Origin of the sequence: Pseudomonas lalkuanensis, assembly GCF_008807375.1 — a bacterium.
Classification (GTDB): domain Bacteria; phylum Pseudomonadota; class Gammaproteobacteria; order Pseudomonadales; family Pseudomonadaceae; genus Metapseudomonas; species Metapseudomonas lalkuanensis.
The window spans coordinates 3,968,040-3,991,464 of sequence record NZ_CP043311.1; the positions used below are offsets into that span (position 1 = coordinate 3,968,040).

Annotated in this window: 25 protein-coding genes; 5 read left to right on the top strand and 20 right to left on the bottom strand. The window is 62.3% G+C overall.

The window, feature by feature from the left end; all coding sequences use genetic code 11:
• Positions 1-124 precede the first annotated feature (124 nt).
• Positions 125-1,789: an electron transfer flavoprotein-ubiquinone oxidoreductase gene (locus FXN65_RS18545; RefSeq protein WP_151135125.1), complete on the top strand. Its 1,665-nt coding sequence runs from the start codon at positions 125-127 to the stop codon at positions 1,787-1,789.
• A gap of 52 nt (positions 1,790-1,841) precedes the next feature.
• Here FXN65_RS18545 and FXN65_RS18550 read toward each other — a convergent pair whose 3' ends face one another.
• The 4 genes from FXN65_RS18550 to FXN65_RS18565 form a co-directional block, all read right to left on the bottom strand.
• Entirely contained in the window at positions 1,842-2,411 is a 570-nt protein-coding gene (locus tag FXN65_RS18550) for a DUF1285 domain-containing protein (protein WP_151135127.1), read from the bottom strand.
• 10 nt (positions 2,412-2,421) lie between these two features.
• Positions 2,422-3,024 (bottom strand): DUF4823 domain-containing protein, encoded by a 603-nt coding sequence (locus FXN65_RS18555; RefSeq protein WP_151135129.1) that lies wholly within the window; start codon positions 3,022-3,024, stop codon positions 2,422-2,424.
• Positions 3,025-3,090: 66 nt separating this feature from the next.
• Positions 3,091-4,059, bottom strand: a complete 969-nt coding sequence (locus FXN65_RS18560; protein ID WP_151135131.1) for a GTP 3',8-cyclase MoaA — start codon at positions 4,057-4,059, stop codon at positions 3,091-3,093.
• 89 nt (positions 4,060-4,148) lie between these two features.
• A complete protein-coding gene (locus FXN65_RS18565; protein ID WP_151135132.1) occupies positions 4,149-4,787 on the bottom strand; it encodes a TetR/AcrR family transcriptional regulator in 639 nt (212 codons plus the stop codon).
• A 74-nt stretch (positions 4,788-4,861) separates the two neighbouring features.
• Here FXN65_RS18565 and FXN65_RS18570 point away from each other — a divergent pair, with 74 nt between their 5' ends.
• A complete protein-coding gene (locus FXN65_RS18570) occupies positions 4,862-5,995 on the top strand; it encodes an aminotransferase class V-fold PLP-dependent enzyme (protein WP_151135134.1) in 1,134 nt (377 codons plus the stop codon).
• A gap of 248 nt (positions 5,996-6,243) precedes the next feature.
• Here the strand turns inward: FXN65_RS18570 and FXN65_RS18575 are convergent, their stop codons facing one another.
• The 13 genes from FXN65_RS18575 to FXN65_RS18635 form a co-directional block, all read right to left on the bottom strand.
• On the bottom strand, positions 6,244-7,026 hold the full coding sequence (locus tag FXN65_RS18575) for a TatD family hydrolase (RefSeq protein ID WP_151135136.1): 783 nt from the start codon (positions 7,024-7,026) through the stop codon (positions 6,244-6,246).
• Between the two features lie 68 nt (positions 7,027-7,094).
• The gene (locus FXN65_RS18580) at positions 7,095-7,451 is read right to left on the bottom strand and encodes a PilZ domain-containing protein (protein ID WP_028627861.1); all 357 of its coding nucleotides are present in this window, start codon (positions 7,449-7,451) and stop codon (positions 7,095-7,097) included.
• Between the two features lie 35 nt (positions 7,452-7,486).
• Entirely contained in the window at positions 7,487-8,473 is a 987-nt protein-coding gene (locus tag FXN65_RS18585; RefSeq protein WP_151135138.1) for a DNA polymerase III subunit delta', read from the bottom strand.
• Positions 8,466-9,098, bottom strand: coding sequence for a dTMP kinase (gene tmk, locus FXN65_RS18590; protein ID WP_151135139.1), 633 nt, complete (start codon positions 9,096-9,098; stop codon positions 8,466-8,468). Before tmk ends, FXN65_RS18585 begins: the two co-directional genes overlap by 8 nt.
• Positions 9,099-9,111: 13 nt before the next feature.
• The gene (gene mltG / locus FXN65_RS18595) at positions 9,112-10,149 is read right to left on the bottom strand and encodes an endolytic transglycosylase MltG (RefSeq protein ID WP_151135141.1); all 1,038 of its coding nucleotides are present in this window, start codon (positions 10,147-10,149) and stop codon (positions 9,112-9,114) included.
• A 3-nt stretch (positions 10,150-10,152) separates the two neighbouring features.
• A complete protein-coding gene (gene pabC / locus FXN65_RS18600; RefSeq protein ID WP_151135143.1) occupies positions 10,153-10,968 on the bottom strand; it encodes an aminodeoxychorismate lyase in 816 nt (271 codons plus the stop codon).
• Positions 10,968-12,212 carry a beta-ketoacyl-ACP synthase II gene (gene fabF / locus FXN65_RS18605; RefSeq protein WP_151135145.1) on the bottom strand — a complete coding sequence of 415 codons (1,245 nt, stop codon included), beginning with the start codon at positions 12,210-12,212 and terminating at the stop codon, positions 10,968-10,970. Before fabF ends, pabC begins: the two co-directional genes overlap by 1 nt.
• A 168-nt stretch (positions 12,213-12,380) precedes the next feature.
• Positions 12,381-12,617, bottom strand: a complete 237-nt coding sequence (gene acpP, locus FXN65_RS18610; RefSeq protein WP_016493661.1) for an acyl carrier protein — start codon at positions 12,615-12,617, stop codon at positions 12,381-12,383.
• A gap of 191 nt (positions 12,618-12,808) precedes the next feature.
• The gene (gene fabG, locus FXN65_RS18615) at positions 12,809-13,552 is read right to left on the bottom strand and encodes a 3-oxoacyl-ACP reductase FabG (protein ID WP_151135147.1); all 744 of its coding nucleotides are present in this window, start codon (positions 13,550-13,552) and stop codon (positions 12,809-12,811) included.
• 15 nt (positions 13,553-13,567) lie between these two features.
• Positions 13,568-14,506, bottom strand: a complete 939-nt coding sequence (gene fabD, locus FXN65_RS18620) for an ACP S-malonyltransferase (protein WP_151135149.1) — start codon at positions 14,504-14,506, stop codon at positions 13,568-13,570.
• A gap of 103 nt (positions 14,507-14,609) precedes the next feature.
• Positions 14,610-15,620, bottom strand: a complete 1,011-nt coding sequence (gene plsX, locus FXN65_RS18625) for a phosphate acyltransferase PlsX (RefSeq protein WP_151135151.1) — start codon at positions 15,618-15,620, stop codon at positions 14,610-14,612.
• Positions 15,621-15,623: 3 nt separating this feature from the next.
• Positions 15,624-15,806: a 50S ribosomal protein L32 gene (gene rpmF, locus FXN65_RS18630; protein ID WP_069084611.1), complete on the bottom strand. Its 183-nt coding sequence runs from the start codon at positions 15,804-15,806 to the stop codon at positions 15,624-15,626.
• Between the two features lie 13 nt (positions 15,807-15,819).
• Positions 15,820-16,347 (bottom strand): YceD family protein, encoded by a 528-nt coding sequence (locus tag FXN65_RS18635; protein ID WP_151135153.1) that lies wholly within the window; start codon positions 16,345-16,347, stop codon positions 15,820-15,822.
• Between the two features lie 110 nt (positions 16,348-16,457).
• Between FXN65_RS18635 and FXN65_RS18640 the strand changes: the two genes are divergently transcribed.
• On the top strand, positions 16,458-17,036 hold the full coding sequence (locus FXN65_RS18640; protein WP_151135155.1) for a Maf family protein: 579 nt from the start codon (positions 16,458-16,460) through the stop codon (positions 17,034-17,036).
• A gap of 61 nt (positions 17,037-17,097) precedes the next feature.
• Here the strand turns inward: FXN65_RS18640 and sppA are convergent, their stop codons facing one another.
• The 3 genes from sppA to rluC are packed head-to-tail and all read right to left on the bottom strand — an operon-like array spanning position 17,098 to position 19,709.
• Positions 17,098-18,078, bottom strand: coding sequence for a signal peptide peptidase SppA (gene sppA / locus FXN65_RS18645; RefSeq protein WP_151135157.1), 981 nt, complete (start codon positions 18,076-18,078; stop codon positions 17,098-17,100).
• Positions 18,071-18,763 carry an HAD-IA family hydrolase gene (locus tag FXN65_RS18650; protein ID WP_151135159.1) on the bottom strand — a complete coding sequence of 231 codons (693 nt, stop codon included), beginning with the start codon at positions 18,761-18,763 and terminating at the stop codon, positions 18,071-18,073. The genes sppA and FXN65_RS18650 overlap by 8 nt, the downstream gene beginning before the upstream one ends.
• Positions 18,756-19,709 carry a 23S rRNA pseudouridine(955/2504/2580) synthase RluC gene (gene rluC / locus FXN65_RS18655; protein ID WP_151138872.1) on the bottom strand — a complete coding sequence of 318 codons (954 nt, stop codon included), beginning with the start codon at positions 19,707-19,709 and terminating at the stop codon, positions 18,756-18,758. Before rluC ends, FXN65_RS18650 begins: the two co-directional genes overlap by 8 nt.
• Here rluC and FXN65_RS27980 point away from each other — a divergent pair.
• Both FXN65_RS27980 and rne read left to right on the top strand, forming a co-directional pair.
• On the top strand, positions 19,641-19,922 hold the full coding sequence (locus tag FXN65_RS27980) for a hypothetical protein (protein ID WP_178119252.1): 282 nt from the start codon (positions 19,641-19,643) through the stop codon (positions 19,920-19,922). The two genes, rluC and FXN65_RS27980, sit on opposite strands and share 69 nt — an antisense overlap.
• A 345-nt stretch (positions 19,923-20,267) precedes the next feature.
• Positions 20,268-23,366 carry a ribonuclease E gene (rne, locus tag FXN65_RS18660; RefSeq protein WP_151135161.1) on the top strand — a complete coding sequence of 1,033 codons (3,099 nt, stop codon included), beginning with the start codon at positions 20,268-20,270 and terminating at the stop codon, positions 23,364-23,366.
• The last annotated feature ends 59 nt before the right edge of the window (positions 23,367-23,425 follow it).

Consider the following 23,425-nt stretch of genomic DNA (forward strand, 5'->3'; position numbering starts at 1 on the left):
CAAAATTCAAACAAACGTTTGTATTGGACCGGCCACAGCCTCTGGATATAATGCGCCAGCTCAGGTCAGGGATCGAGCCTAGCCCTCCAACACAAAATATCGAAGAGCCTTGAGGAGATTGACTGTGGAACGCGAATACATGGAATTCGACGTCGTCATCGTCGGCGCTGGCCCTGCTGGCCTGTCCGCCGCGTGCCGACTGAAGCAGAAGGCCGCGGAAGCTGGTCAGGAGATCAGCGTATGCGTGGTCGAGAAGGGTTCCGAAGTGGGCGCCCACATTCTCTCTGGCGCCGTATTCGAACCGCGAGCCCTTAACGAACTCTTCCCTGACTGGAAAGAACTGGGCGCCCCGCTGAACACCCCGGTAACCCGCGACGACATCTATATGCTCAAGGATGCCGACTCCGCGATCAAGGTTCCCGATCTGTTCGTGCCCAAGACCATGCACAACGAGGGCAACTATATCATCTCCCTGGGCAATCTCTGCCGCTGGCTGGCCCAGCAGGCCGAAGGCCTGGGCGTTGAGATCTACCCGGGCTTCGCCGCCCAGGAAGCGCTGATCGACGAGAATGGCGTAGTACGCGGCATCATCACCGGCGACCTCGGCGTGGACCGTGAAGGCAACCCGAAAGAGGGTTACTACACCCCCGGCATGGAACTGCGCGCCAAATACACCCTGTTCGCCGAAGGCTGCCGCGGCCACATCGGCAAGCAGCTGATCAAGAAGTACAACCTGGACTCCGAAGCCGACGCCCAGCACTACGGCATCGGTATCAAGGAAATCTGGGACATCGACCCAGCCAAGCATCAGCCCGGCCTGGTAGTCCACACCGCCGGCTGGCCGATGGACATCATGGGCACCGAGAACACCGGTGGCTCCTTCCTCTATCACCTGGAAAACAACCAGGTGGTCGTAGGCCTGATCATCGACCTGTCCTATGCCAATGCCTACCTGTCGCCCTTCGACGAATTCCAGCGCTACAAGCACCACCCGGTGATCAAGCAGTACCTGGAAGGCGGCAAGCGCGTCGCCTACGGCGCTCGCGCCATCTGCAAAGGTGGCCTGAACTCCCTGCCGAAAATGGTCTTCCCGGGCGGCGCGCTGATCGGCTGCGACCTGGGCACCCTGAACTTCGCCAAGATCAAGGGCAGCCACACCGCCATGAAGTCCGGCATGCTGGCCGCCGAATCCGTGGCCGCCGCCCTGGCCGCGGGCAAGGAAGGTGGTGACGAGCTGACCAACTATGTCGACGCATTCAAGTCCAGCTGGCTGTACGACGAACTGTTCCGCAGCCGTAACTTCGGCGCGGCCATTCACAAGTACGGTGCACTGGTAGGCGGTGCGTTCAACTACGTCGACCAGAACTGGTTCGGTGGCAAGCTCCCGTTCACCCTGCACGACAACAAGCCGGACTACGCCTGCCTGAAGCCGGCAGCCCAGTCCCAGCGCATCGACTATCCGAAGCCGGACGGCAAGATCAGCTTCGACAAGCTCAGCTCGGTCTTCCTCTCCAACACCAACCATGAAGAGGAACAACCCTGCCACCTCAAGCTGGCCGACGCGAGCATCCCGATCGCGAAGAACCTGCCGCTGTACGATGAACCGGCGCAGCGCTACTGCCCGGCTGGCGTGTACGAGGTGGTGACTCAGGAAGATGGCGCCAAGCGCTTCCAGATCAACGCCCAGAACTGCGTCCACTGCAAGACCTGCGACATCAAGGACCCGGCCCAGAACATCACCTGGGTAGCCCCGGAAGGCACTGGCGGCCCGAACTACCCCAACATGTAATGCAGCTACGAAAAAGGCTCCCTCGGGAGCCTTTTTCATGTCCGCCTTGCGGCTATTCCGGCAGCAGCCCGATAGGGAAGAACTCCCCGCCGCTCCATACGCCAAGCCAGGCGATGCCATCGATCTCACGCGGCTCTGCCAGCTCCACCAGCTGATAGAAGACATTGCGATGGATCAGGGCTTCCAGATTGGTACGCACCAGCACATAGGGCGAGGGCTCCTGGGTCTCCGGATCCAGCTCGACCCGTAGCGGATGCACCGCACCCGCCACTACCTCATCCTCCACATTGGTAATGAAGCGCAGCTGCTGCTCCTGCCCTGCCCCCTCGACCTGCAGTTGAACGGCCACGAAGGGTGCATCTTCCACCTGGATGCCCACCTTCTCGACGGGCGTGACCAGGAAATAGTCCTCGCCATCCTTGCGGATCACGCTGGAAAACAGCTTGACCATGGGCTTGCGGCCGATCGGCGTGCCCAGGTAAAACCAGGTGCCGTCCCGAGCGATGCGCATATCGATGTCGCCGCAGAACGGCGGATTCCACAGATGAACGGGCGCACCGCCGGGCTTGTCGCCCTTGGGTATCTGCGCCAGCAGGTCGCCGGCCTTGCCGGGATCGCTCATTTCAATCTCCTCAACGACTCAATCCGATCAGGCTGCGAGCATACTCTTCCAGCGGCGGCCCGATCAGGTCTTCAGGCTTGGAGTCGTAGAACGTCAGAAAACCGCCACGATTGCGGATTCGCGCGGAGTCCACCAGATAACGGGTATTGGTTTCGATCAGCATCAGCTGGATTACGCCACGGTCGCGACCAAGGCGATCCAGCGCTTCCTGATCTTCCCACTCCTCGACGGTTCCAATGCGGTCGTCGGCACTGGCGAATCGCGCGTACAGCAGATAATGCGCCCCCACTGAACGAGCCTGCCCCATGGCCTCTTCCAAACCGGCAGGGCCCTTGGCGCGACGCACCATGGGGAAGTACTCGACGAAACCGTCGAACGCCTCTTCAGCGACCACGTTAGGTCGTGGATAGGCGGAACCCGGGGGCACGAAATAGCCCTGCGCGATGTAAATGAAGGAGTCGGGCTGCAGGCGCCACGGACTGGCGCGGCGGGTTTCGCTGTGGTCCAGGAATCCAGCATCGCTCAGCTGTTCGCGAGTACCTTCGGCCATGTCGCTGACCTTCATGCAGCCAGTCAGGCCGAGAAGCGCCAACAACAGAATCAAACTACGCATCGTGTGTCCTCCAGGCGCCGGCGACGAAAAACCGGCGGATAGAGAATCAATGCAGCTTCCGCGCCATCAACCGCCAATGATCTTCATTACGGTGACACCGCCCGAAAATGCGATGTCCTGCTTGTCCGCCAGGGCCTTGACCAGCAGTCGCTGCAACGCTGGCAGCGCTTCGTGCCGGGGCTTTTCCAGCAGGTCGCCGACGTAGTGGCGATTGCTCGAGGAAAGGCAGCCATGCAGCCACCCCGTGGAAGACAGGCGAAGGCGCGAACAGGTCCGGCAGAACGGCACGCTCTCGTTGGCAATCACCCCGAAGTAACCCTCGCCCGGAACGCGGTAGCGAATGGCCGTGGCATCCAGCGGCGCGTCGGCCTGGACGAACTCATGGCTGGCACGGATCAGCGCCAGCAACTCTTCCAGCCCCACGAACTGCTGGTGGAAGGTGTTGGGATCACGAGCCAGATGGCCCATGCGCATCAGCTCGATGAAGCGCAGCTCGAAGCCACGTTCCAGGCAGTAGTCCAGCAACGGCAGGACCTGATCGAGGTTCTTGCCGCGCAGCGGCACCATGTTGATCTTGATCTTGAGGCCCGCCGCCCTCGCCTCATCGAGCCCCTTGAGCACCGTGGCGAGGTCACCGCCACGGGCAATGTTGCGGAACTCGTCGGCGTTGAGGGTATCGAGGGAAATATTCAGGCGGCGGATGCCGCAGTCCAGCAGCAGCGGCAATTTGCGGGACAGCAGCTGACCATTGCTGGTAATGCTGATGTCATCGAGGCCGAGCTTGCTGACTTCGCGAAGGAAAGGATCGAGTTTGGGGCTCACCAGCGGTTCGCCGCCAGTGATCCGCAGGCGTTCTATACCGGCGGCTTCGATGAGGTAGGCCACGCCACGAACCATGGCCTCTGCAGAGAGCTCATCCTGTGCCGCCACCAGTCGTTTGCCGTCTGGCACGCAGTAAGTGCAAGCGTAGTTGCAGGCGGCAGTCAGGCTGATTCGCAGGTTTCGGAAGCGCCTGCCTTGGCGGTCGACGATCATGGGACGCTCCGGCTTGTGGTACACCGGAGTATATCCCCGCGGCCCCGACAGCACATATCCGAGACCGCGTTATAGACGCACTGAATACGTCAGCCGGCGGGCGACTCGGCCTCGCGTTTGCGCTTGTTGCCCATGCGCACGCCGATGTCCATGAGGAACTGGAAGAAACCTTCCTGATCCTCCAGAACGTTGCTCCAGAACGGCGAGTGGTAGAGTGCGACAGCGCCATGCACCAGGGCCCAGGCAGCGCAGTAATGGAAGTACGGCGGCACGTCTTCCAGCTTGCCTTCGGCGATACGCCCCTTGATCAGCTGGGTGAGTCGCTCGAAGTTGGACGCGCGGATCTTGTGCAGCTGCTCGACCATCTCCGGAACCTGGCTGTTCTTCACCACCTTCTCTTCCAGGCGGTCGAACAGGCGATAACGCTGCGGGTCACGCATGCGGAACTCGAAGTAGGCACGCGACAGCGCCTCCTTGTCACGGTCCACATCAGCGGAGTGGAACAGCGCGTTCAGGTCACGCTCATAGTCGAGCATCAGGCGCAGATAGATCTCCGCCTTGGACTTGAAATGCTTGTAGATGGTGCCTTTGCCGATACCCACTGCGTCGGCGATCATCTCGACGGTAACGCTGTCTTCGCCCTCTTCGAGGAAGAGTTTCAGGGCGGTGTCGAGAATTTCCTGCTCGCGGCGGCGGAACTCACGGACTTTACGGGGTTCTTTCTGCATAAAGGGACTGTGGGGTCAAAAATCAAGCCGCGTATTATGCCTATCTGGCGTAAAAATGCACGGATCATCCGACTATGAGCTTATTGCAAGATGAGTTTGCCCAGGCCGATGGGCTCCGCTATCTCAACCATGCCGCCGTCGCGCCCTGGCCGAAACGCGCGACCCGTGCAGTCCAGAGCTTCGCCGAAGAGAACTGCCGCCTCGGCGCAAGGGACTATCCGGACTGGATAATAGTGGAGCGTCGCCTGCGCGAACGCCTTGCCAGACTACTGAATACTCCGGCCACGGCTGATCTTGCGCTGGTCAAGAATACATCGGAAGCCCTTTCTTTCGTTGCCTTTGGTCTGGATTGGAATGCAGGCGATCAGGTCGTCATCAGCGATCAGGAATTCCCGTCCAATCGGGTCGTTTGGGAGGCGCTGAAACGCTTCGGAGTGAATACCCTCCAGGTGCCGCTCAATGGATCAGATCCGGAAGGTGCCCTGATCGCCGCTATTGGCCCGCGCACGCGCCTGCTGTCCATCAGCGCAGTGCAATATGCCAGCGGCCTGCGTCTGGATCTGCAGCGCCTCGGCCAGGAGTGCCGCAAGCGCGGGGCTCTGTTCTGTGTTGATGCCATCCAGCAGCTGGGCGCCCTGCCCTTCGACGTCCAGGCCATCGATTGCGACTTCGCAATGGCCGATGGACATAAGTGGATGCTGGGCCCCGAAGGCCTCGGGGTCTTCTATTGCCGCGCCGACCTGCGCCAGCAATTGAAACTCCACGAGTACGGCTGGCACATGCTGGAACACCCCGGCGACTACGAACGCCCCGACTGGGAACCCTCGCGCACCGCACGCCGCTTCGAATGCGGCAGCCCTAACATGCTGGGCGCCATGGCGCTGGAGGCGAGCCTGTCCTTGTTGGAGGAAGTGGGCATGGAACACGTGGCGAAAGACCTGGCCGAGCGCGTGCAATGGTTGCAGGACGGCCTCGTCCGGATACCTGGCGTGCAATTGCTGAGCCCACTCAATCCGCTGCGCCGCGCCGGCATTCTCAGCTTCCGCCTGGACGGATGGGACAACCAGGTGTTGTTCGAACGCCTGCGCGCCGAGCAGGTGGTCTGCGCCCAGCGCGGTGGCGGAATCCGCTTCTCGCCGCACTTCTACACCGAATTCCGTGTGCTGGACGAAACGCTTGCGCTGCTGCGCCAGCTGGCAGACACATGAGGACTCAGCCGACGCCGCTGTATTCCAAATAGGTTTAAGAAACGCCACTGGGCTATCTGGACGCGGGGGGATAATGACTAATACTTCTTCTTACTGGCGCGCGGCATCTCCCCCCAAGTGCCCAGCCAGTCGAGGAACCGTGGATCGCGTTCCTTTGTTTTACTCCTAATGGTCTTGACCCGGATTCATCCCCCAGAACCCGGGTTTTTTTTGTGCGCGACTTTTGTCGGCCACCGAGGGAGAGCGCTTCAGCCGCGTCGGGCGAGGGGGAACAGGCGCAGATAATTCTCGCCGGTCTGCTCGGCGAATGCCTCGTACGACACGCCTCGCAAATCGGCGAGGAACTCCGCCACCTCACGCACGTACTGCGGCAGGTTGGGCTTGCCGCGGTAAGGCACAGGGGCGAGATAAGGCGAATCGGTTTCCACAAGCAGGCGGTCGGCCGGCACCTGGCGGGCCACTTCTCGCAGTGCATCGGCATTGCGGAAGGTGACGATGCCGGAGAGCGAAATATAGAAACCGAGGTCGAGCGCGGCGCGGGCCATCTCCCAATCCTCGGTGAAGCAGTGCAGCACACCGGCCTGGGGAAGCGCCGCATCGCGCAACAGGCCAAGGGTGTCGGCACGGGCTTCACGGGTATGCACGATGACCGGCTTGCCAGTCATTTTCGCCGCCTCCAGGTGCAGGCGGAATGCCTGCTGCTGGAGCTCGGCGGCTTCAGGCTCGTAGTGATAGTCCAGGCCCGTCTCACCGATCGCCACCACACGCGGGTGTTCCAGTTCTCCAAGCAGCCAGTCCAGCGCAACGGATTCACCCGGCTGCAGGTCGAGCGGGTGAACGCCGACGGAGCAGTGCACGTCGTCGTAACGCTCGGCGAGGGACTTCACCGCCGTCGCGTTGTCGGCGCTCACGCCAATGCAGAGGAACTGACTGACACCACGAGCACGGGCGGCGTCGAGGGCAGCATCAAGGGAGCCATCATGGGCGGCCAGGTCGAGGCGGTCCAGGTGGCAATGGGAGTCGATCAACATGCTTCAAGGCTCCAGGCGCAGGCGCCAAGCTTCAAGCCTGCCGCTTGCAGCCGGAGCCCGACGGCCGGTTACATGGTATGAGTGGGACGGTCGGACTTGAGGGCGCCGGCGAGGTAGGTCTCGATCTTGTTGCGTGCGCCGCTGTCACCATCGTTGAACTGGACGCCGATGCCCGCTGCGCGGTTGCCCTGGGCGCCCTTGGGGGTGATCCAGACCACCTTGCCGGCGACCGGGATTTTCTCCTGCTCATCCATCAGGTTGAGCAGCATGAATACTTCGTCGCCCAGCTTGTAGGTCTTGTTGGTCGGAATGAACAGGCCACCGTTCTTGATGAACGGCATGTAGGCGGCATACAGCACGGACTTGTCCTTGATGGTCAAGGACAGGATTCCATTACGCGGGCCCAGATTCGGCGGCAGGCTCATGCGGTTTTCCTGGAAAGCTGGTTCAGCCAAGGATTCTAGCCCGGCCCGGGCAGGCTTGCCCACTGCACCAGCAGCGCTTCGAGAAGCAACACACGATTGAGGTTGGCCTTGTTCAGGACTTTCTGCCGCTGCTGCAGCAGCCAGTCCTGCATGGCCAGGACCTTGCGCTGCGGTGCCTTCTCCGCGAGGTACTGCACTACCTTGCGCATATCGTTCAACCCCAGCCCCGCCTCATCACGGGTGAGCTGGAAACGCAGCATCAGTTGTGTCCAGTCACAGAACCAGTCGAACAGCAAGGGCAGAGGCACGGCATTCCAACCCTCAGCCAACTGGCTGGCACCTACCTGCTGCTTGAGCAGCTTCTTCACGCCCTCTACCACTTCGCCGCGCTGGGCACGCACACCCTGCCCTTCCAGGCGCAGGGCCGACAACGGCGAGCCGCCGGCGAGTACCAGAAGCTCACCCAGTTCGTCGGGGGATGCGTCCGGCAACGCGCCTCCCAGCCAGGCCAGGCTCTGGGCGGCACTGGGCAGCGGACAAGCCTGTTGCACGCAACGGCTCTTGATGGTCGGAAGGAGGCGGCTGGGCTGGTGGCTGATCAGCAGCAGTACGGTATCACCCGAGGGTTCTTCCAGACTCTTGAGCAAGGCGTTGGAAGCGTTGATGTTCATCGCCTCGGCCGGTTCCAGCAACACCACCTTGCGGCCGCCGAGCTGCGCGGTCTGGACCACGAACTCAACCAGTTCGCGCACCTGGTCGACGCGAATGGCCTTGTCGACCTCTTCCGGCTCCAGCACGAAGGCATCCGGATGGGTACTGGCCGCCAGCAGCAGACACGCCTTGCACTGGCCGCAGGCATCGAGCCCAGCCGGGCTCTGGCAGAGCAGACGCGCCATCAGGCGCTCGGCCAGGGCGCGCTTGCCGATGCCGGACGGACCGTGGAGCAGATAGGCGTGGGCGTGCCGCGGGCGGCCCGCCAGCTGCTGCCAGAGCGTCTCCTGCCAGGGATAGGCATCAGCCATGGCAACGCTCCAGCAACTCTGGCAGCAATTTGTCGAGATTGGCCTGCACCTCAGCCAGCGGCAGCGAGGCGTCGATCACCTTGTAGCGGTCGGCAACGGCCTGCGCGCGCTGCAGGTAGGTCTGGCGCACGGCTTCGAAGAAGCTGCGCTTCTCCTGCTCAAAGCGGTCGAGTCGGCCTCGAGCGGCCGCGCGGGTCAGGCCGACCTCCACGGGCAGATCGAATACCAGGGTCAGATCGGGACGAAGATCGCCCTGGACGAAATTCTCCAGCAGCGCAATGCGCTCCTCAGGCAAGCCACGGCCGCCCCCCTGATAGGCGTAGGTGGCATCGGTGAATCGATCGCAGAGCACCACGGCGCCACGAGCCAGTGCAGGCTTGATCACACCTTCCAGATGCTGGGCACGGGCGGCGAATACCAGCAGCAATTCGGTATCGACGCCCATGGCTTCGTCGCTGGGCGTCAGCAGCAGTTCGCGGATGCGCTCGGCGAGCGGCGTACCGCCCGGCTCACGGGTCAGCACGACCTCGATGCCATGACTGCGCAGACGCTCGGCGAGGTATTCGCGATTGGTGCTTTTGCCGGCACCTTCCGGGCCTTCCAATGTGATGAACAGACCGCTCACTGGGTGTCCTTTTTCATTGCGGGGTTGGGCTGGAGCGGTAGCCGTTGCGGCGCTTCAGCTGGAAGTCACGCACGGCCTGATTGTGCTCGCCCAGGGTCTCGGAGAATACATGGCTGCCGTCGCCGCGGGCGACGAAATAGAGGCTCTTGCCCGCAGCCGGATGCAATGCGGCGTGAATGGCCTCGCGGCCGGCAAGGGCAATCGGGGTGGGCGGCAGGCCACTGATGACGTAGGTGTTGTAAGGCGTAGGCTCGCGCAGGTGGTCGCGGGTCAGGTTGCCGTTGTAGCGCTCACCCAGGCCATAGATGACAGTCGGGTCCGTCTGTAGCAGCATCCCGGTATTGAGGCGGCGTACGAAAACGCCGGCGATCTGTCCGCGCTCGGCCGGCACGCCGGTTTCCTTCTCCACCAGGGAGGCCATGATCAACGCCTGATAGGAGTCGCTATAGGGCAGCCGGTCCGCGCGCTTGCCCCATTCCTCGGCGAGAACCTGGTCGAGGCGGTCCCGTGCCTGCTTCAGCAGGTCGATATCGCGCATGCCACGCACGAAACGATAGGTATCGGGGAAGAAGCGGCCTTCCGGGTACTCACCCGGGCGGCCGAGACGGGCCATCAGCTCGGCGTCACTGACATTGGCCAGGGTCTGTTCCAGCTTGGTCTGCCTGGCCAGTGCCGCGCGCACCTGGCGGAAGTTCCAGCCCTCCACCAGGGTAAGGCTGTACTGCACCACTTCACCACGCTGCCAGAGCCCCAGCAGGTCGCCGGCGCTCATCCCCGGAGTCAGGCGGTATTCGCCACTGTGCAGGGATTCGTTGGTCAGATTGAAGCGCCAGTACTGGCGCAGCCAGAAGGCATTGTTCAGCACCCCCTCCTCTTCCAGGCGGTTGAGCAGGCCACCTGGCGTGGCACCGGCCGGCACGTCCAGCATCCTTTCGGCGGAGATGTTCAGGGGTTGCTCAAGGGTGACGCTCTGCTGCCAGCCGGCAAAGGCGACGAGCAGACCGGCCAGAAGCAGGCCTGCCTCCAGCATCAGCAGGAATTTGCGTATCACGAATCAGATGTCCAGTAGATCGCGGGCGATGGCCTGAAGTTTACGGGTCAGCGGCCCGACCGGCCAGTGATGGCCTGTTACAGAACGCACCGGCCAGACACCGAACAGGCTGTTGCAGAGGAACACCTCGTCGGCCTGGAGGAAATCCTCGAAGGGGATGTCGCGCACTTCGACCTTCAGGCCTTGGGCCCTGGCGCTGTCGAGCAGGGCCGCTCGCATCACACCGGCGACGCCGCAGCGCGAGAGGTCGGCGGTGATCAGCGCGCCCTCATGCACGATGAACAGGTTGCTGAAAACACCTTCGATTACGCGACCGGACTGGTCACGCATCAGGCCCTCGGCAAACTCGCTGCCCTGCCACTCGTTCCGGGCCAGCACCTGCTCCAGTCGATTCAGGTGCTTGAGACCGGCAAGCAAGGGCTGCTCGGCAAGACGAGTCACACAGGGAAAGAGCTGGACGCCCTCGACTCCATTGACTTGCGGATAAACCGGGAACGGACTGCTCTGCAGGATGCGTCGAGGCAAGGCGACAGGTGGTGGCGCATAGCCGCGCAAACCTTCGCCGCGGGTGATCATCAACTTGGCGACGCCCTCACCCAGCCCGGCTGAAAAGGCCAGCAGCTCCGTGCGCATCAGTTGGAGATCCAGTGGAATCCCGAGGCGCTGGCAACCTTCGGCCAGACGCGCCATGTGGTACTCGAGAAGCGGGGGCCGTCCGGCACGCACGGCGATGGTCTCGAAAAGCCCATCGCCGTAGGCCAGGCCGCGATCCTTGATGGAAAGCGACTCGGCCGGGTGACCGTCGACCCAGTTTGGCATCAGCCTACGAACCGACGGAATACCAGGGAACCGTTGGTGCCACCGAAGCCGAAGGAGTTGGACAGCACGATATCCATCGGCATGGAACGCGCTTCGTGAGGTACGAAGTCGAGATCGCAGCCTTCGTCCGGCTCCTCCAGGTTGATGGTGGGCGGCGCTACCTGGTCGCGCAGGGCCAGCACGCTGAAGATCGCCTCCACCGCGCCCGCCGCACCCAGCAGGTGGCCGGTCATGGACTTGGTGGAACTGACTGCGAGCTTGTAGGCGTGATCGCCGAACACCGACTTGAGCGCCATGGCTTCAGCCACGTCACCGGCCGGAGTGGAGGTTCCGTGGGCGTTGACGTATTGCACCTGGTCGGCGTTCAGGCCGGCATCGCGCAGGGCATTGCTCATGCAACGGGCGGCACCGGCGCCATCTTCCGGCGGGGAAGTCATGTGGTAGGCGTCGCCACTCATGCCGAAACCGATGAGCTCGGCATAGATGGTTGCGCCACGAGCCTTGGCGTGTTCGAGCTCTTCCAGCACCAGGGCACCGGCGCCGTCGGACAGCACGAAACCATCACGCCCCTTGTCCCATGGACGGCTGGCGCGAGTCGGATCGTCATTGCGGGTCGACAGCGCACGAGCTGCGCCGAAACCACCGAGGCCGAGGCCGCAGGCGGCCATCTCGGAACCACCGGCGACCATGACGTCCGCTTCGCCATAGGCGATGTTGCGAGCCGCCATGCCGATGCAGTGGGTGCCGGTGGTGCACGCGGTGGCGATGGCGTAGTTCGGCCCCTGGATACCCAGGTGGATCGACAGGAAGCCGGACACCATGTTGATGATCGAACCCGGAACGAAGAACGGTGAGATCCGGCGCGGTCCCTGCTCGTGCAGGGATTTGCAGTTGTTCTCGATGTTGGTCAGGCCGCCGATGCCGGAGCCCATGGCCACGCCGATGCGCTCGCGATTGGCGTCGGTGACCTCGAGACCGGAGTCGCGAACGGCCTGGAAGCTCGCTGCGAGGCCGTACTGGATGAACAGGTCGAGCTTGCGCGCTTCCTTGGCCGACAGATACTCCTCGACATTGAACCCCTTCACCGAACCACCGAAACGGGTGGAATAGGCGGACAGGTCCATATGCTCGATCAGGCCAATGCCACTACGGCCAGCCAGAATTCCCTGCCAGCTGCTCGATACATCGGTACCCAGCGGCGACAGCATGCCAAGGCCAGTGACCACGACGCGTCTACGCGACACAGCGATCTCCTTCTTCAATCTCTACACGGCGGTTGATTCGGATTAACAGACTGTTGAAAAGCCCGGCAGGTAACGCGCAATCCGTGGTTTTTCAACAATCGGCTAAAGAAAAGCCGCACGCCCAATCGGGTCGTGCGGCTTTTCCGCGTCGGGTAACCGACGACTACATTACTGCGCGTGAGCGTTGATGTAGTCGATGGCTTCCTGAACGGTGGTGATCTTCTCGGCTTGCTCGTCCGGGATTTCGGTCTCGAATTCCTCTTCCAGAGCCATCACCAGCTCAACGGTGTCAAGGGAGTCGGCGCCCAGGTCTTCAACGAAGGAAGCGCTGTTGGTGACTTCGTCTTCTTTGACGCCCAGTTGCTCGGCGACGATTTTCTTGACGCGTTCTTCGATGGTGCTCATACCTTGTTTTCACTCCTATGGAAAAATCCGTGCAGCTGGGGCTGCAGTGTATAGAAAGGGTTTTCCGCATTTCAAGCTGAACGCCTGAACCCTTTCAGGATCGCCGCAACGAAATGTCTATAACCCGACTGCACTCTTATAGCGAATTCTAGACAGGGCATATGACAGCTTCCTGAAGGAATTCGTCACATTCAGCTCATGTACATGCCGCCGTTCACCGGAATGGTGGCGCCGGTGACGTAGGCAGCGCCGTCGGAAGCGAGGAATCCAACCACCTTGGCGATCTCTTCGGCCTGGCCCAGACGCCCCAGGGGAATCTGGGTGAGCAGCGCATCGCGCTGAGCTTCTGGCAGTTCGCGGGTCATGTCGGTGTCGATGAAGCCCGGAGCCACCGAGTTGACGGTGATGGCGCGGGAGCCGACTTCGCGGGCCAGGGCACGGCTGAAACCTTCCAGGCCAGCCTTGGCTGCTGCGTAGTTGGTCTGGCCGGCGTTACCCATGGCACCCACCACCGAACCGATGTTGATGATGCGACCCCAGCGAGCCTTGGTCATGCCGCGCAGGACGGCCTTGGACAGGCGGTACAGGCTGTTGAGGTTGGTGTTGATGACGTCGAACCATTCGTCGTCTTTCATGCGCAGCATCAGGTTGTCGCGAGTGATGCCGGCGTTGTTCACCACGATCAGCGGCTGACCAAGGTGCTGCTGAATGTGTTCCAGGGTGCTGGCGACCGATTCGTCACTGCTGACGTCGAGTACCAGACCGGCACCTTCGATGCCGTTTTCCTTGAGGAACTCGGCGATGCGCTCGGCACCGGAAGAGGAGGTCGCAGTGCCGATTACCACGGCGCCCTGACGGCCCAGCTCGAGGGCGATAGCCTGGCCAATGCCGCGGCTCGCACCGGTGACCAATGCCACCTTACCTTGCAGACTCATAGGTCTTCTCCTTGTTCAGGCCAGCGCAGCACGGGCGGCTGCGAAAGCATCAGGGGTATCCAGGTTGTGGGTGTTGACACCCTTCACGCAGCGCTTGTTCAGGCCGGACAGCACTTTGCCCGGGCCGCACTCGACCAGGTCGGTAACGCCACGCTCGGACAGGCTAACCATCGACTCTACCCAGCGAACCGGGCTGTACAGCTGGGCCAGCAGGTCGCGCTTGAGCTCGGCAAGATCGGCGACCACTGCAGCGCTGACGTTCTGCACCAGCGGAATCTGCGGAGCCTGCCAGGCCAGGGCTTCGACCGATTCGGCGAAGCGCTCGGCGGCGGGCTTCATCAGCGCGCAGTGGGACGGAACACTCACCGGCAGCGGCATGGCGCGCTTGGCGCCACGAGCCTTGCAAGCCTCGATGGCACGCTCGACCGCGGCAGCGGCACCAGCGATCACCACCTGGCCAGGTGCGTTGAAGTTCACGGCACTAACGACTTCACCCTGAGCGGCCTCGGCGCAGGCGGCCAGCACATCGGCATCTTCCAGGCCGAGAATGGCAGCCATGCCACCCTGCCCTGCCGGTACGGCCTGCTGCATCAGTTGACCACGACGCTCCACCAGCTTCACCGCATCGGCGAAGCCCAGGCTGCCGGCAGCCACCAGGGCGGAGTATTCGCCCAGGCTATGACCCGCGACGTAGGCCGGACGCGCACCGCCTTCAGCCAGCCACAGGCGCCACAGGGCGATAGAGGCGGCGAGGATGGCGGGCTGGGTCTTGTCGGTCTGATTGAGCTGCTCTTCCGGACCTTGCTGGGTCAGTGCCCAGAGGTCATAACCGAGCGCCTCGGAGGCTTCGGCGAAGGTATCCAGGACCAGCTTTTGCTGGCCCCCCTGCTCGGCCAGCATGCCCAGAGACTGGGAACCCTGACCGGGAAAAACGAAAGCGAGGGATGCGGACATTGAGTGAGGTCCCTTATCTGGCGGTATAGGGAGATTGACGCCCGGCATAGCCAAGCGCAGGAAACTGACAGTTGGATGACAGGCTGCCGGTAGCGGTCACATCCTACAGCAACAGATGCTCCAGACGACCGTGAAGACGCTGCGGCAGATTCTCGCGAACCTCGATCAGCGCGCGACGAATGGCACTCTGGAAACCATCCGAACCAGCCGAGCCGTGGCTCTTGATGACGATACCCTGCAACCCGAGGAAGCTGGCTCCATTGTGGCGCGCGGGCGTCAATTCGGTACGCAGGCGGCGCAACAACGGCAGCGCCAGCACACCCACTATGCGAGCGCCGAGGCTCTCGTTGAACAAGGCCTCCATGCGCGAGGAAATCATCGAAGCCAACCCCTCGCTGGACTTCAGCAGGATGTTGCCGACGAAACCGTCACACACCACCACATCTGCATCACCACGGTAAAGACCGTCGCCCTCGATGTAGCCGATGTAGTTGAGACCCTCGGCTTGCTGCAGCAAGTTCGCCGCCAACTTGACCTGCTGGTTGCCCTTGATGTCTTCAGTACCGACATTCAGAAGCGCAACCCTCGGACGAGCAGTGCCCAAGGCTTCGGCAGCGACCGCTCCCATCACGGCGAACTGATAGAGATGCTCGGCACTGCAATCGACGTTAGCCCCCAGATCCAGCAGGTGGCAATGGCCACGAGCCGTGGGAATAGCACTGACCATTGCCGGACGATCGATGCCGGGCAAGGTCTTCAGGACATAGCGGGAAAGCGCCATCAAGGCGCCAGTATTGCCAGCACTGACGCAGGCCTGGGCACGACCGTTTCGCACCAATTCGAGCGCGACGCGCATCGAAGCATCCGGCTTGCCACGCAAGGCTTGCGCCGGGCGCTCATCCATGGCGATCACTTCGCTGGCATGCTCGATTTGCAGGCGCTGGCGATCAACCGCTGGAATGCGGGCGACTAGTTCTTCGAGAAGAGGAGCTTGGCCGACGAGGACCAGGTGAAGCGAGGGGAATTCAGCCAGACAGGCGACGCTGGCTGGAACAATGCAGCGGGGACCGTAGTCCCCGCCCATTGCATCAATCGCGATGATCGAGGCAGCCAAGGATTACTCGGCAGCGCCCTTGTCGACCACTTTGCGACCGCGGTAGAAACCGTCCGGAGAAACGTGGTGGCGCAGGTGAACTTCACCGGTGCTCTTCTCTACGGACAGTGCGTTGGCTTCGAGGGCGTCGTGGGAACGACGCATGTCGCGTGCCGAGCGGGATTTTTTGTTCTGCTGAACAGCCATAATCAATTAACTCCTAAACGTTTGGGTCACGCTTTAACTGCGCCAGTACGCTGAACGGGTTGGACCGCGAAACCTCGTCCTCGCTCGGCTCGGGCTCATCGAGACCCGCCGGCTGCTGGCAATCTTCAGGGTCATGGGCCGGAACTATGGGGAGGGCGAGCAACAGCTCATCCTCGACCAGAGTCATCAGATCCAGCGGATCCTCTCCCACTTCCAGCACGTCATAGCCCTTCGGCAGCGACTGACTGTCAGCCCCTTCCCTCACCACGGCGTAATCACATTCGCTGTGGATGTTCAGGGCGACCAGCTCTAGACAACGCTGGCAAACCATCTTGACCTCAACGTCGATCCGACTGTGGATGACCACAGCACGACGCTCATCACGGCCAAACGACAGGCGCACATGAATGCTGCCTGCATTGTCCGCAAGGGGGTCGCAGAGTCGCTCCAGGCTGGCGAGCGCGATCTCACCCTCTAGAGTGACTTCGCGGTCCGCCAACTTGCGCGGATCTACATGAGGTGGAATCGGCCCATTCAACATAGGCGCGACATTCTAGGGACGCCCCCCTCCCCTGTCAAAGGAATTTCCGCATTGTCCGCAGCCGGAGCGCATCTATAGAATCCCCCACCCCACAAGCCCGGAGATCGCCAATGCTGCCCCTGGTGCTCGCATCCAGCTCCCCCTATCGCCGCGAACTGCTCGAACGCCTGCGCCTCCCCTTCACCTGGAGCGCTCCGGCCATCGACGAAAGCCGCCACCCCGAGGAATCCGCCGAACAGCTGGTGCGCCGCCTCGCCCTGGAGAAGGCTCGCGCCCTAGCCGACCAGCACCCCAATCATCTGATCATCGGCTCCGACCAGGTCGCCGTGCTGGGCGAACAGATCCTCGGCAAGCCGCACAGCTTCGATCGCGCCCGCAACCAATTGCTGGCCGCAAGCGGCACCAGCGTCAGCTTCCTGACCGGACTCGCACTGCTGAACAGCGAAACCGGACAGCACCAGGTCGATTGCGTGCCATTCACCGTGCACTTCCGCGACCTGGACGAAGCACGCATCAGCCGCTATCTGAAAGCGGAACAACCCTACGACTGCGCCGGCAGCTTCAAGGCAGAAGGCCTTGGCGTGAGCCTGTTCCGCACCACCGAAGGCACAGACGCCACCAGCCTGGTCGGCCTCCCCCTGATTCGCCTGGTCGACATGCTGCTCGCCGAGGGTGTGCAGATCCCCTGATCCCTATATAAAGGAAAGCCCGGCACTGGCCGGGCTTTCTTCATTGGGACAACCGCCAGCCTCAACGCAGGCTCGGCCCCTGGAACCCCATCCACAACGCGAGACGCTCAGCCACGCTGGCACCGAACTTCTTCGAGAAGCGATCGAAGGGAGACTCCTGGACGGTGTAGTCGACGATTTCCTTCGCACCGATGACCTCACGGGCAACGAAGCTGGTATTGCCGAGCTTATCCACCAACCCCAACTGCAGCGCCTGCTCACCGGACCAGACCAGACCACTGAACAGTTCGGGATGACCATCGACCTTGAGCCGATCGCCGCGCCCCTTCTTAACACTCTCGATGAACTGCTGGTGCGTGGTGTTCAGGACGTTTTGCCAGAATTCGGTTTCCTCCTGCTTCTGCGGCTGGAACGGATCCAGGAAGGCCTTGTGCTCGCCCGAGGTATAGACACGGCGCTCGACACCCAACTTGCCCATCGCATCGACGAAACCGAAGCTCGCCGCGGTGACGCCAATGGAACCGACAAGGCTGGCCTTATCGGCATATATCTCGTCTGCCGCACTGGCGATGTAGTAGGCACCAGATGCCCCCAGGTCGGCGATCACGGCATAAACCTTGATGTCCTTGTGCGCTTCGCGCAGCCGGCGAATCTCGTCATAGACGTAGCCGGACTGCACCGGACTACCCCCCGGACTATTGATGCGCAGCACCACGCCCCTGGTCTTCGGATCCTCGAAGGCCGCGCGCAGACTGGTCACGATATTGTCAGCACTGGCCGCTTCTTCGTCGGCGATCATGCCGCGAATTTCCACCAGAGCGGTGTGCTCCTGGCCGCGCGCCGCGCTTTTCTGCAGATCGAAGGCCGGCGACAGCATCACCAGGGCGACAAACAGATAAATAAAGGTCAGAAGCTTGAAGAAAATACCCCAGCGACGGGCACGACGCTGCTCCTGAACACCCGCCAGAACCGCTTTCTCCAGCAGCTTCCAGCTCTTCTCTTCAGTCTTGTCCGCAGCCGGTTCTTTCCATTCGTCAGACATAGGTCTCCACCTCTCGGGATTGCCGGCTCAGATCAGCGCCCAGCCAGTGTCGCAGTTCCTCGAAACGCTCGATCGCCAGCTTTGGCGACTCCTTGAGCAACTCCGCAAGCGGCTGGGCACCATAGCCCACCGCCACGGAATCCATACCAGCCCGATGCGCCATACGCAGATCGAAAGGCGAATCCCCCACCATCAAAGCCCGCTCCGCCACGACCCCGCAATGCGCCAGGATTTCCTGCAACATGCGCGGATCAGGCTTGCTCGCGGTTTCGTCAGCGCAACGAGTAACGTCGAAATAGTCCAGCCATCCGCGACCCGCCAGCACCTGATCGAGGCCGCGACGACTCTTGCCGGTGGCCACCGCCAGACGATAGCCCTCCTCGCGAAACGCCTCCAGCGCCTCTGCCACCCCTTCGAAAAGAGGCGAAGGTTGGGACTCCAGGGCACCGTAGTGCTCACCGTAACGCCTGCGGAACGCATCGATGCAACGCGAATCCTCAAGCTCCGGATAAAGCGTGGCAATCGCTTCGGGCAAGCCGAGCCCGATGATGCCCTTGATTGCGGCATCATCGCGCCACGGCAGCCCGGACACCTCAGCTGCCACACGCATGGATTCGACGATACGGGCAATGGAGTCAACCAGCGTGCCGTCCCAATCAAAGATAAGCAGCTGATAATCAGGCACCGAGACGCTCCAGGGTTTTCAGCCACATCTCATCAACCGGAGCCTCCAGCTTCAGCTCGCCGCCATCGGGAAGACTGATCGCCAGCGAATGCGCGTGCAGGAACAGGCGCTTGCCACCCAGGTCGCGAATTTCGCGGGTGAAATCCTCATCTCCGTACTTGGGGTCGCCGGCAATGGAGTGACCGGCGTGCTTGGCGTGCACACGAATCTGATGGGTACGCCCGGTGATCGGACTGGCTTCCACCAGCGTGGCGAACTCGCCAAAACGACGCACGACGCGGAACTCGGTCAGCGCCTCCTTGCCCTCGGGATTCACCTCGACCATCCGCTCGCCGGAGCGCAGGTTGTTCTTCAACAACGGCGCACTGACCTTCTTCTTCGAGGTCGGCCAACTACCACGCACCAGCGCGAGGTAACGCTTGTCGACACCATCGCCACGCAGCGCCTCGTGAAGATGACGCAGCATGCTGCGCTTCTTGGCGATCATCAGCAGACCGGAGGTATCGCGATCCAGGCGATGCACCAGCTCCAGATCCTTGGCTTCGGGACGCAACTGACGGAAGGCCTCGATCACACCGAAACTGAGCCCGCTACCACCGTGAACCGCGATGCCGGCTGGCTTGTTCAGCACGATCAGCGCCTTGTCCTCGTAAACGATCGCAGCCTCCAGCCGCTCGAGCATCCCCTGGGCAACCGGAGCCGGCTCATCCGGCTCGGACAGGCGCAGCGGCGGAACCCGCACCACATCGCCGGCCTGAAGCTTGTATTCAGGCTTGATGCGCCCCTTGTTCACGCGAACTTCGCCCTTGCGAAGGATGCGATAAATCAATGTCTTGGGCGCACCTTTCAGCTGGGTGCGTAGGAAATTATCGATTCGTTGACCGGCATATTCCGGCGCAACCTCAAGCAGCTGGACGCTGGAGGTTGGAGAGGCGGGAGTATTCATCTGCGCATCATAACAATTTTTTATGGATTTGAAGCACTTAATGATTACTGCTATAGTCGCGAACGCCGCCAAAAGCGGCCTGGTTTCGGGGTGTTCGCCATATCTGCCACCCCAACCGCTGCAACCCTTTCAGGACGTAAGGCCGTCCGACAGAAAATTCGCCGCAATGGCCGCGAATTTTCCGAAATCAAAGCCTTGAGCCATGACGCGTAATCACCCCTTCCAACGGGAGATTGCGGTAAATGCAACCCGCTACGGATTCAGCGAGCGGCACCCGATTTTCAAGGGATAAGTGTAGGGTGGAGATGCATAACCGTCGGACTGCGTAGTTTCAAGACGCTTCATTTCGTCCGCTACCGACCGTTGATTCCTCCTCCTGAACAAGTGCTTCTGTCACGACACAGCAAGCAGGAGACGTAGTCGCGATTCCGGCCCCTTTGGCTGGAGCTCGCTGGACACTGGGGTGGCTCTCCATCCCTGACACGCACCTGACACCGACCGCGAGAGTCGTGTGCGCCAATCGCCGTTTCCGGTAGCCCGGAAACCTATTGGTACCACATGAAAAGAATGCTGATTAACGCGACTCAGCCCGAAGAGTTGCGTGTTGCTCTGGTCGACGGCCAACGCCTGTATGACCTGGATATCGAATCGGGTGCCCGCGAGCAGAAGAAAGCCAACATCTACAAAGGCCGAATCACTCGCATCGAGCCCAGCCTTGAGGCCGCCTTCGTCGACTTCGGCGCTGAGCGCCACGGCTTCCTGCCCCTGAAAGAAATCTCCCGCGAATACTTCAAGAAGTCCCCTGAAGGCCGCATCAACATCAAGGAAGTGCTCAGCGAAGGCCAGGAAGTCATCGTCCAGGTCGAGAAAGAAGAGCGCGGCAACAAGGGCGCAGCCCTGACCACCTTCATCAGCCTCGCCGGTCGCTACCTGGTGCTGATGCCCAACAATCCCCGCGCCGGCGGCATCTCCCGCCGCATTGAAGGCGAAGAGCGGAACGAACTCCGCGAAGCGCTGAACGGCCTCAACGCCCCGGCCGACATGGGCCTGATCGTCCGCACCGCCGGTCTCGGCCGCTCCAGCGAAGAGCTGCAGTGGGACCTGGACTACCTGCTGCAACTCTGGAGCGCCATCAAGGAAGCCTCCGGTGAGCGTGGCGCCCCGTTCCTGATCTACCAGGAAAGCAACGTCATCATCCGCGCCATCCGCGACTACCTGCGCCAAGACATCGGCGAAGTACTGGTCGACAGCGTCGAAGCCCACGAAGAAGCCCTGAGCTTCATTCGCCAGGTGATGCCGCAGTACCAGAGCAAGATCAAGCTCTACCAGGACAGCGTCCCGCTGTTCAATCGCTTCCAGATCGAAAGCCAGATCGAAACCGCCTTCCAGCGCGAAGTGAAGCTGCCGTCCGGCGGCTCCATCGTCATCGACCCGACCGAAGCCCTGGTGTCCATCGACATCAACTCGGCGCGTGCGACCAAGGGCGGCGACATCGAAGAAACCGCCCTGCAGACCAACCTGGAAGCGGCCGAGGAAATCGCCCGCCAGTTGCGCCTGCGTGACATCGGCGGCCTGATCGTCATCGACTTCATCGACATGACCCCGGCCAAGAACCAGCGCGCCGTGGAAGAGAAAGTCCGCGAAGCCCTGGAAGCCGACCGCGCCCGCGTGCAGATCGGCCGTATCTCCCGCTTCGGCCTGCTGGAAATGTCCCGTCAGCGCCTGCGCCCGTCCCTGGGTGAGACCAGCGGCATCGTCTGCCCCCGTTGCGACGGCCAGGGCATCATCCGTGATGTCGAATCCCTGTCGCTGGCCATCCTGCGTCTGATCGAGGAAGAAGCCCTCAAGGACCGCACCGCCGAAGTACGTGCCCAGGTGCCGATCCCGGTTGCCGCCTTCCTGCTCAACGAGAAGCGCAACAGCATCACCAAGATCGAGCTGCGCACCCGGTCGCGCATCGTCATCCTGCCGAACGACCACCTGGAAACCCCGCATTTCGAAGTCCAGCGCCTGCGCGACGACAGCCCGGAAGTGCAGAGCAACCAGTCCAGCTACGAAATGACCCCCGCCGAGGTTGAAGAAGCTCAGCCGGTCAGCTCCACCCGCACCCTGGTACGCCAGGAAGCCGCGGTGAAGACCGTATCCCCCGAGCGTCCGGCCCCGGCCCCGACTCCAGCGGCCCCGCTGGCACCGCCGGCACCGGCTCCGGAGCCGAGCCTGTTCAAAGGCCTGGTGAAGTCCCTGGTGGGTCTGTTCGCCGGCAAGGAAGAGCCCAAGGTCGAAGCCGAGAAGCCTGCGGCCGAGCGCCAGCCGCGCGGTGACGAGCGTCGCAACGGCCGTCAGCAGAACCGCCGTCGTGACGGCCGTGAAGCCCGTGAAGGTCGTGAAGGCCGTCGCGAGGAAGATCGCAAGCCGCGCGAAGAGCGCCAGCCGCGCGAAGCCCGTGAAGGCCAGGAAGCTCGTCGCGAACGCGGCGAACGCACTGAACGTCCAGCCCGCGAAGAGCGCCAGCCGCGTGAAGAGCGTCAGCCCCGCGAGGAACGCCTGGCACGCGAGCCGCGCGAAGAGCGCCAGCCCCGTGAGGAGCGTCAACCCCGCGAGGAACGCCAGCCGCGTGAAGAGCGTCAGCCGCGTGAAGCCCGCGAAGCGCGCGAAGGTCAGGAAGGTCGTCGTGAGCGTGGTGAGCGAGCCGAGCGTCCGGCCCGCGAAGAACGTCAGCCGCGTGAAGACCGTCAGCCCCGAGAGGAGCGCCAGCCGCGCGCCGAAGTGGCCCAGGCGGAAGTGGTCGACGAAGAACTGCTGAACAACGAAGAACTGCTGCAGGACGACGATCAGGAAGGTGCCGATGGCGAGCGTCCCCGTCGTCGCTCCCGTGGCCAGCGCCGTCGCAGCAACCGTCGCGAGCGTCAGCGCGAAGCCAATGGTGAAGAGCTGGGCGCGGATGAGGAAGGTGCCGAACAGGCCGCTCCTGCCGACGCCGTCCAGGCCGCTTCCGTAGCCGCTGCCACTGTTGTTGCCGCTGAAGTGGTTGCCCAAGCCAGCACTGAAGCTCCGACCCAGGTGGAAACCCCGGATGCCGAAGCTGTCGTTGAAGCACCTGCCGCAGAAGCCGTGGTTGCCGAGGCCGTTGAAGCCGCCCCGGTTGACGAACAGGTGCCGGTAGTAGAGCAGGCCCCGACCGTGGTGGAAGCTCCCCAGGCCGTGGAAGCAGCACCCGCCGAAGTCGTGGCAGAAGCGCCTGTCGCAGCTCCCGCGGAAGAAGCTCCGGTTGCCGTACCTCAGCCCCAGGAAGCTGCTCAAGCGCCGTCCAGCAGCGGCCGCGCCGCCAACGACCCGCGTGAAGTACGTCGTCGTCAGCGCGAAGCCGAGCGTCTGGCCAAGGAAGCCGAAGCGTCCGCCGCCCAAGCCGTTGATGCCGTAGTTGCCGCCGAGCCGGTATCCGCTGCCGCCCACGCCGTAGCGGGTGTGGAAGAGGAAGTGGTCGCTGCCGAGCAGAAGGTCGAGGAAGCCGTTGAACAAGCTGTGGAAGCTCCAGCCGAACAGTCTGAGCAAGTAGCAGCCGAAGCGACCGAAGCCCAAGCGCCGGCCGAAGCCGAGACCAAGGCTGAGGAAGAAGAGAAGGACGAAGCCAAGGACGAGACCAAACCGGTCGTCTGAAGCCAGTCCTGAATGAGAAAGGGGATGCCATTGGCATCCCCTTTTTTCTTGCCCGCAAT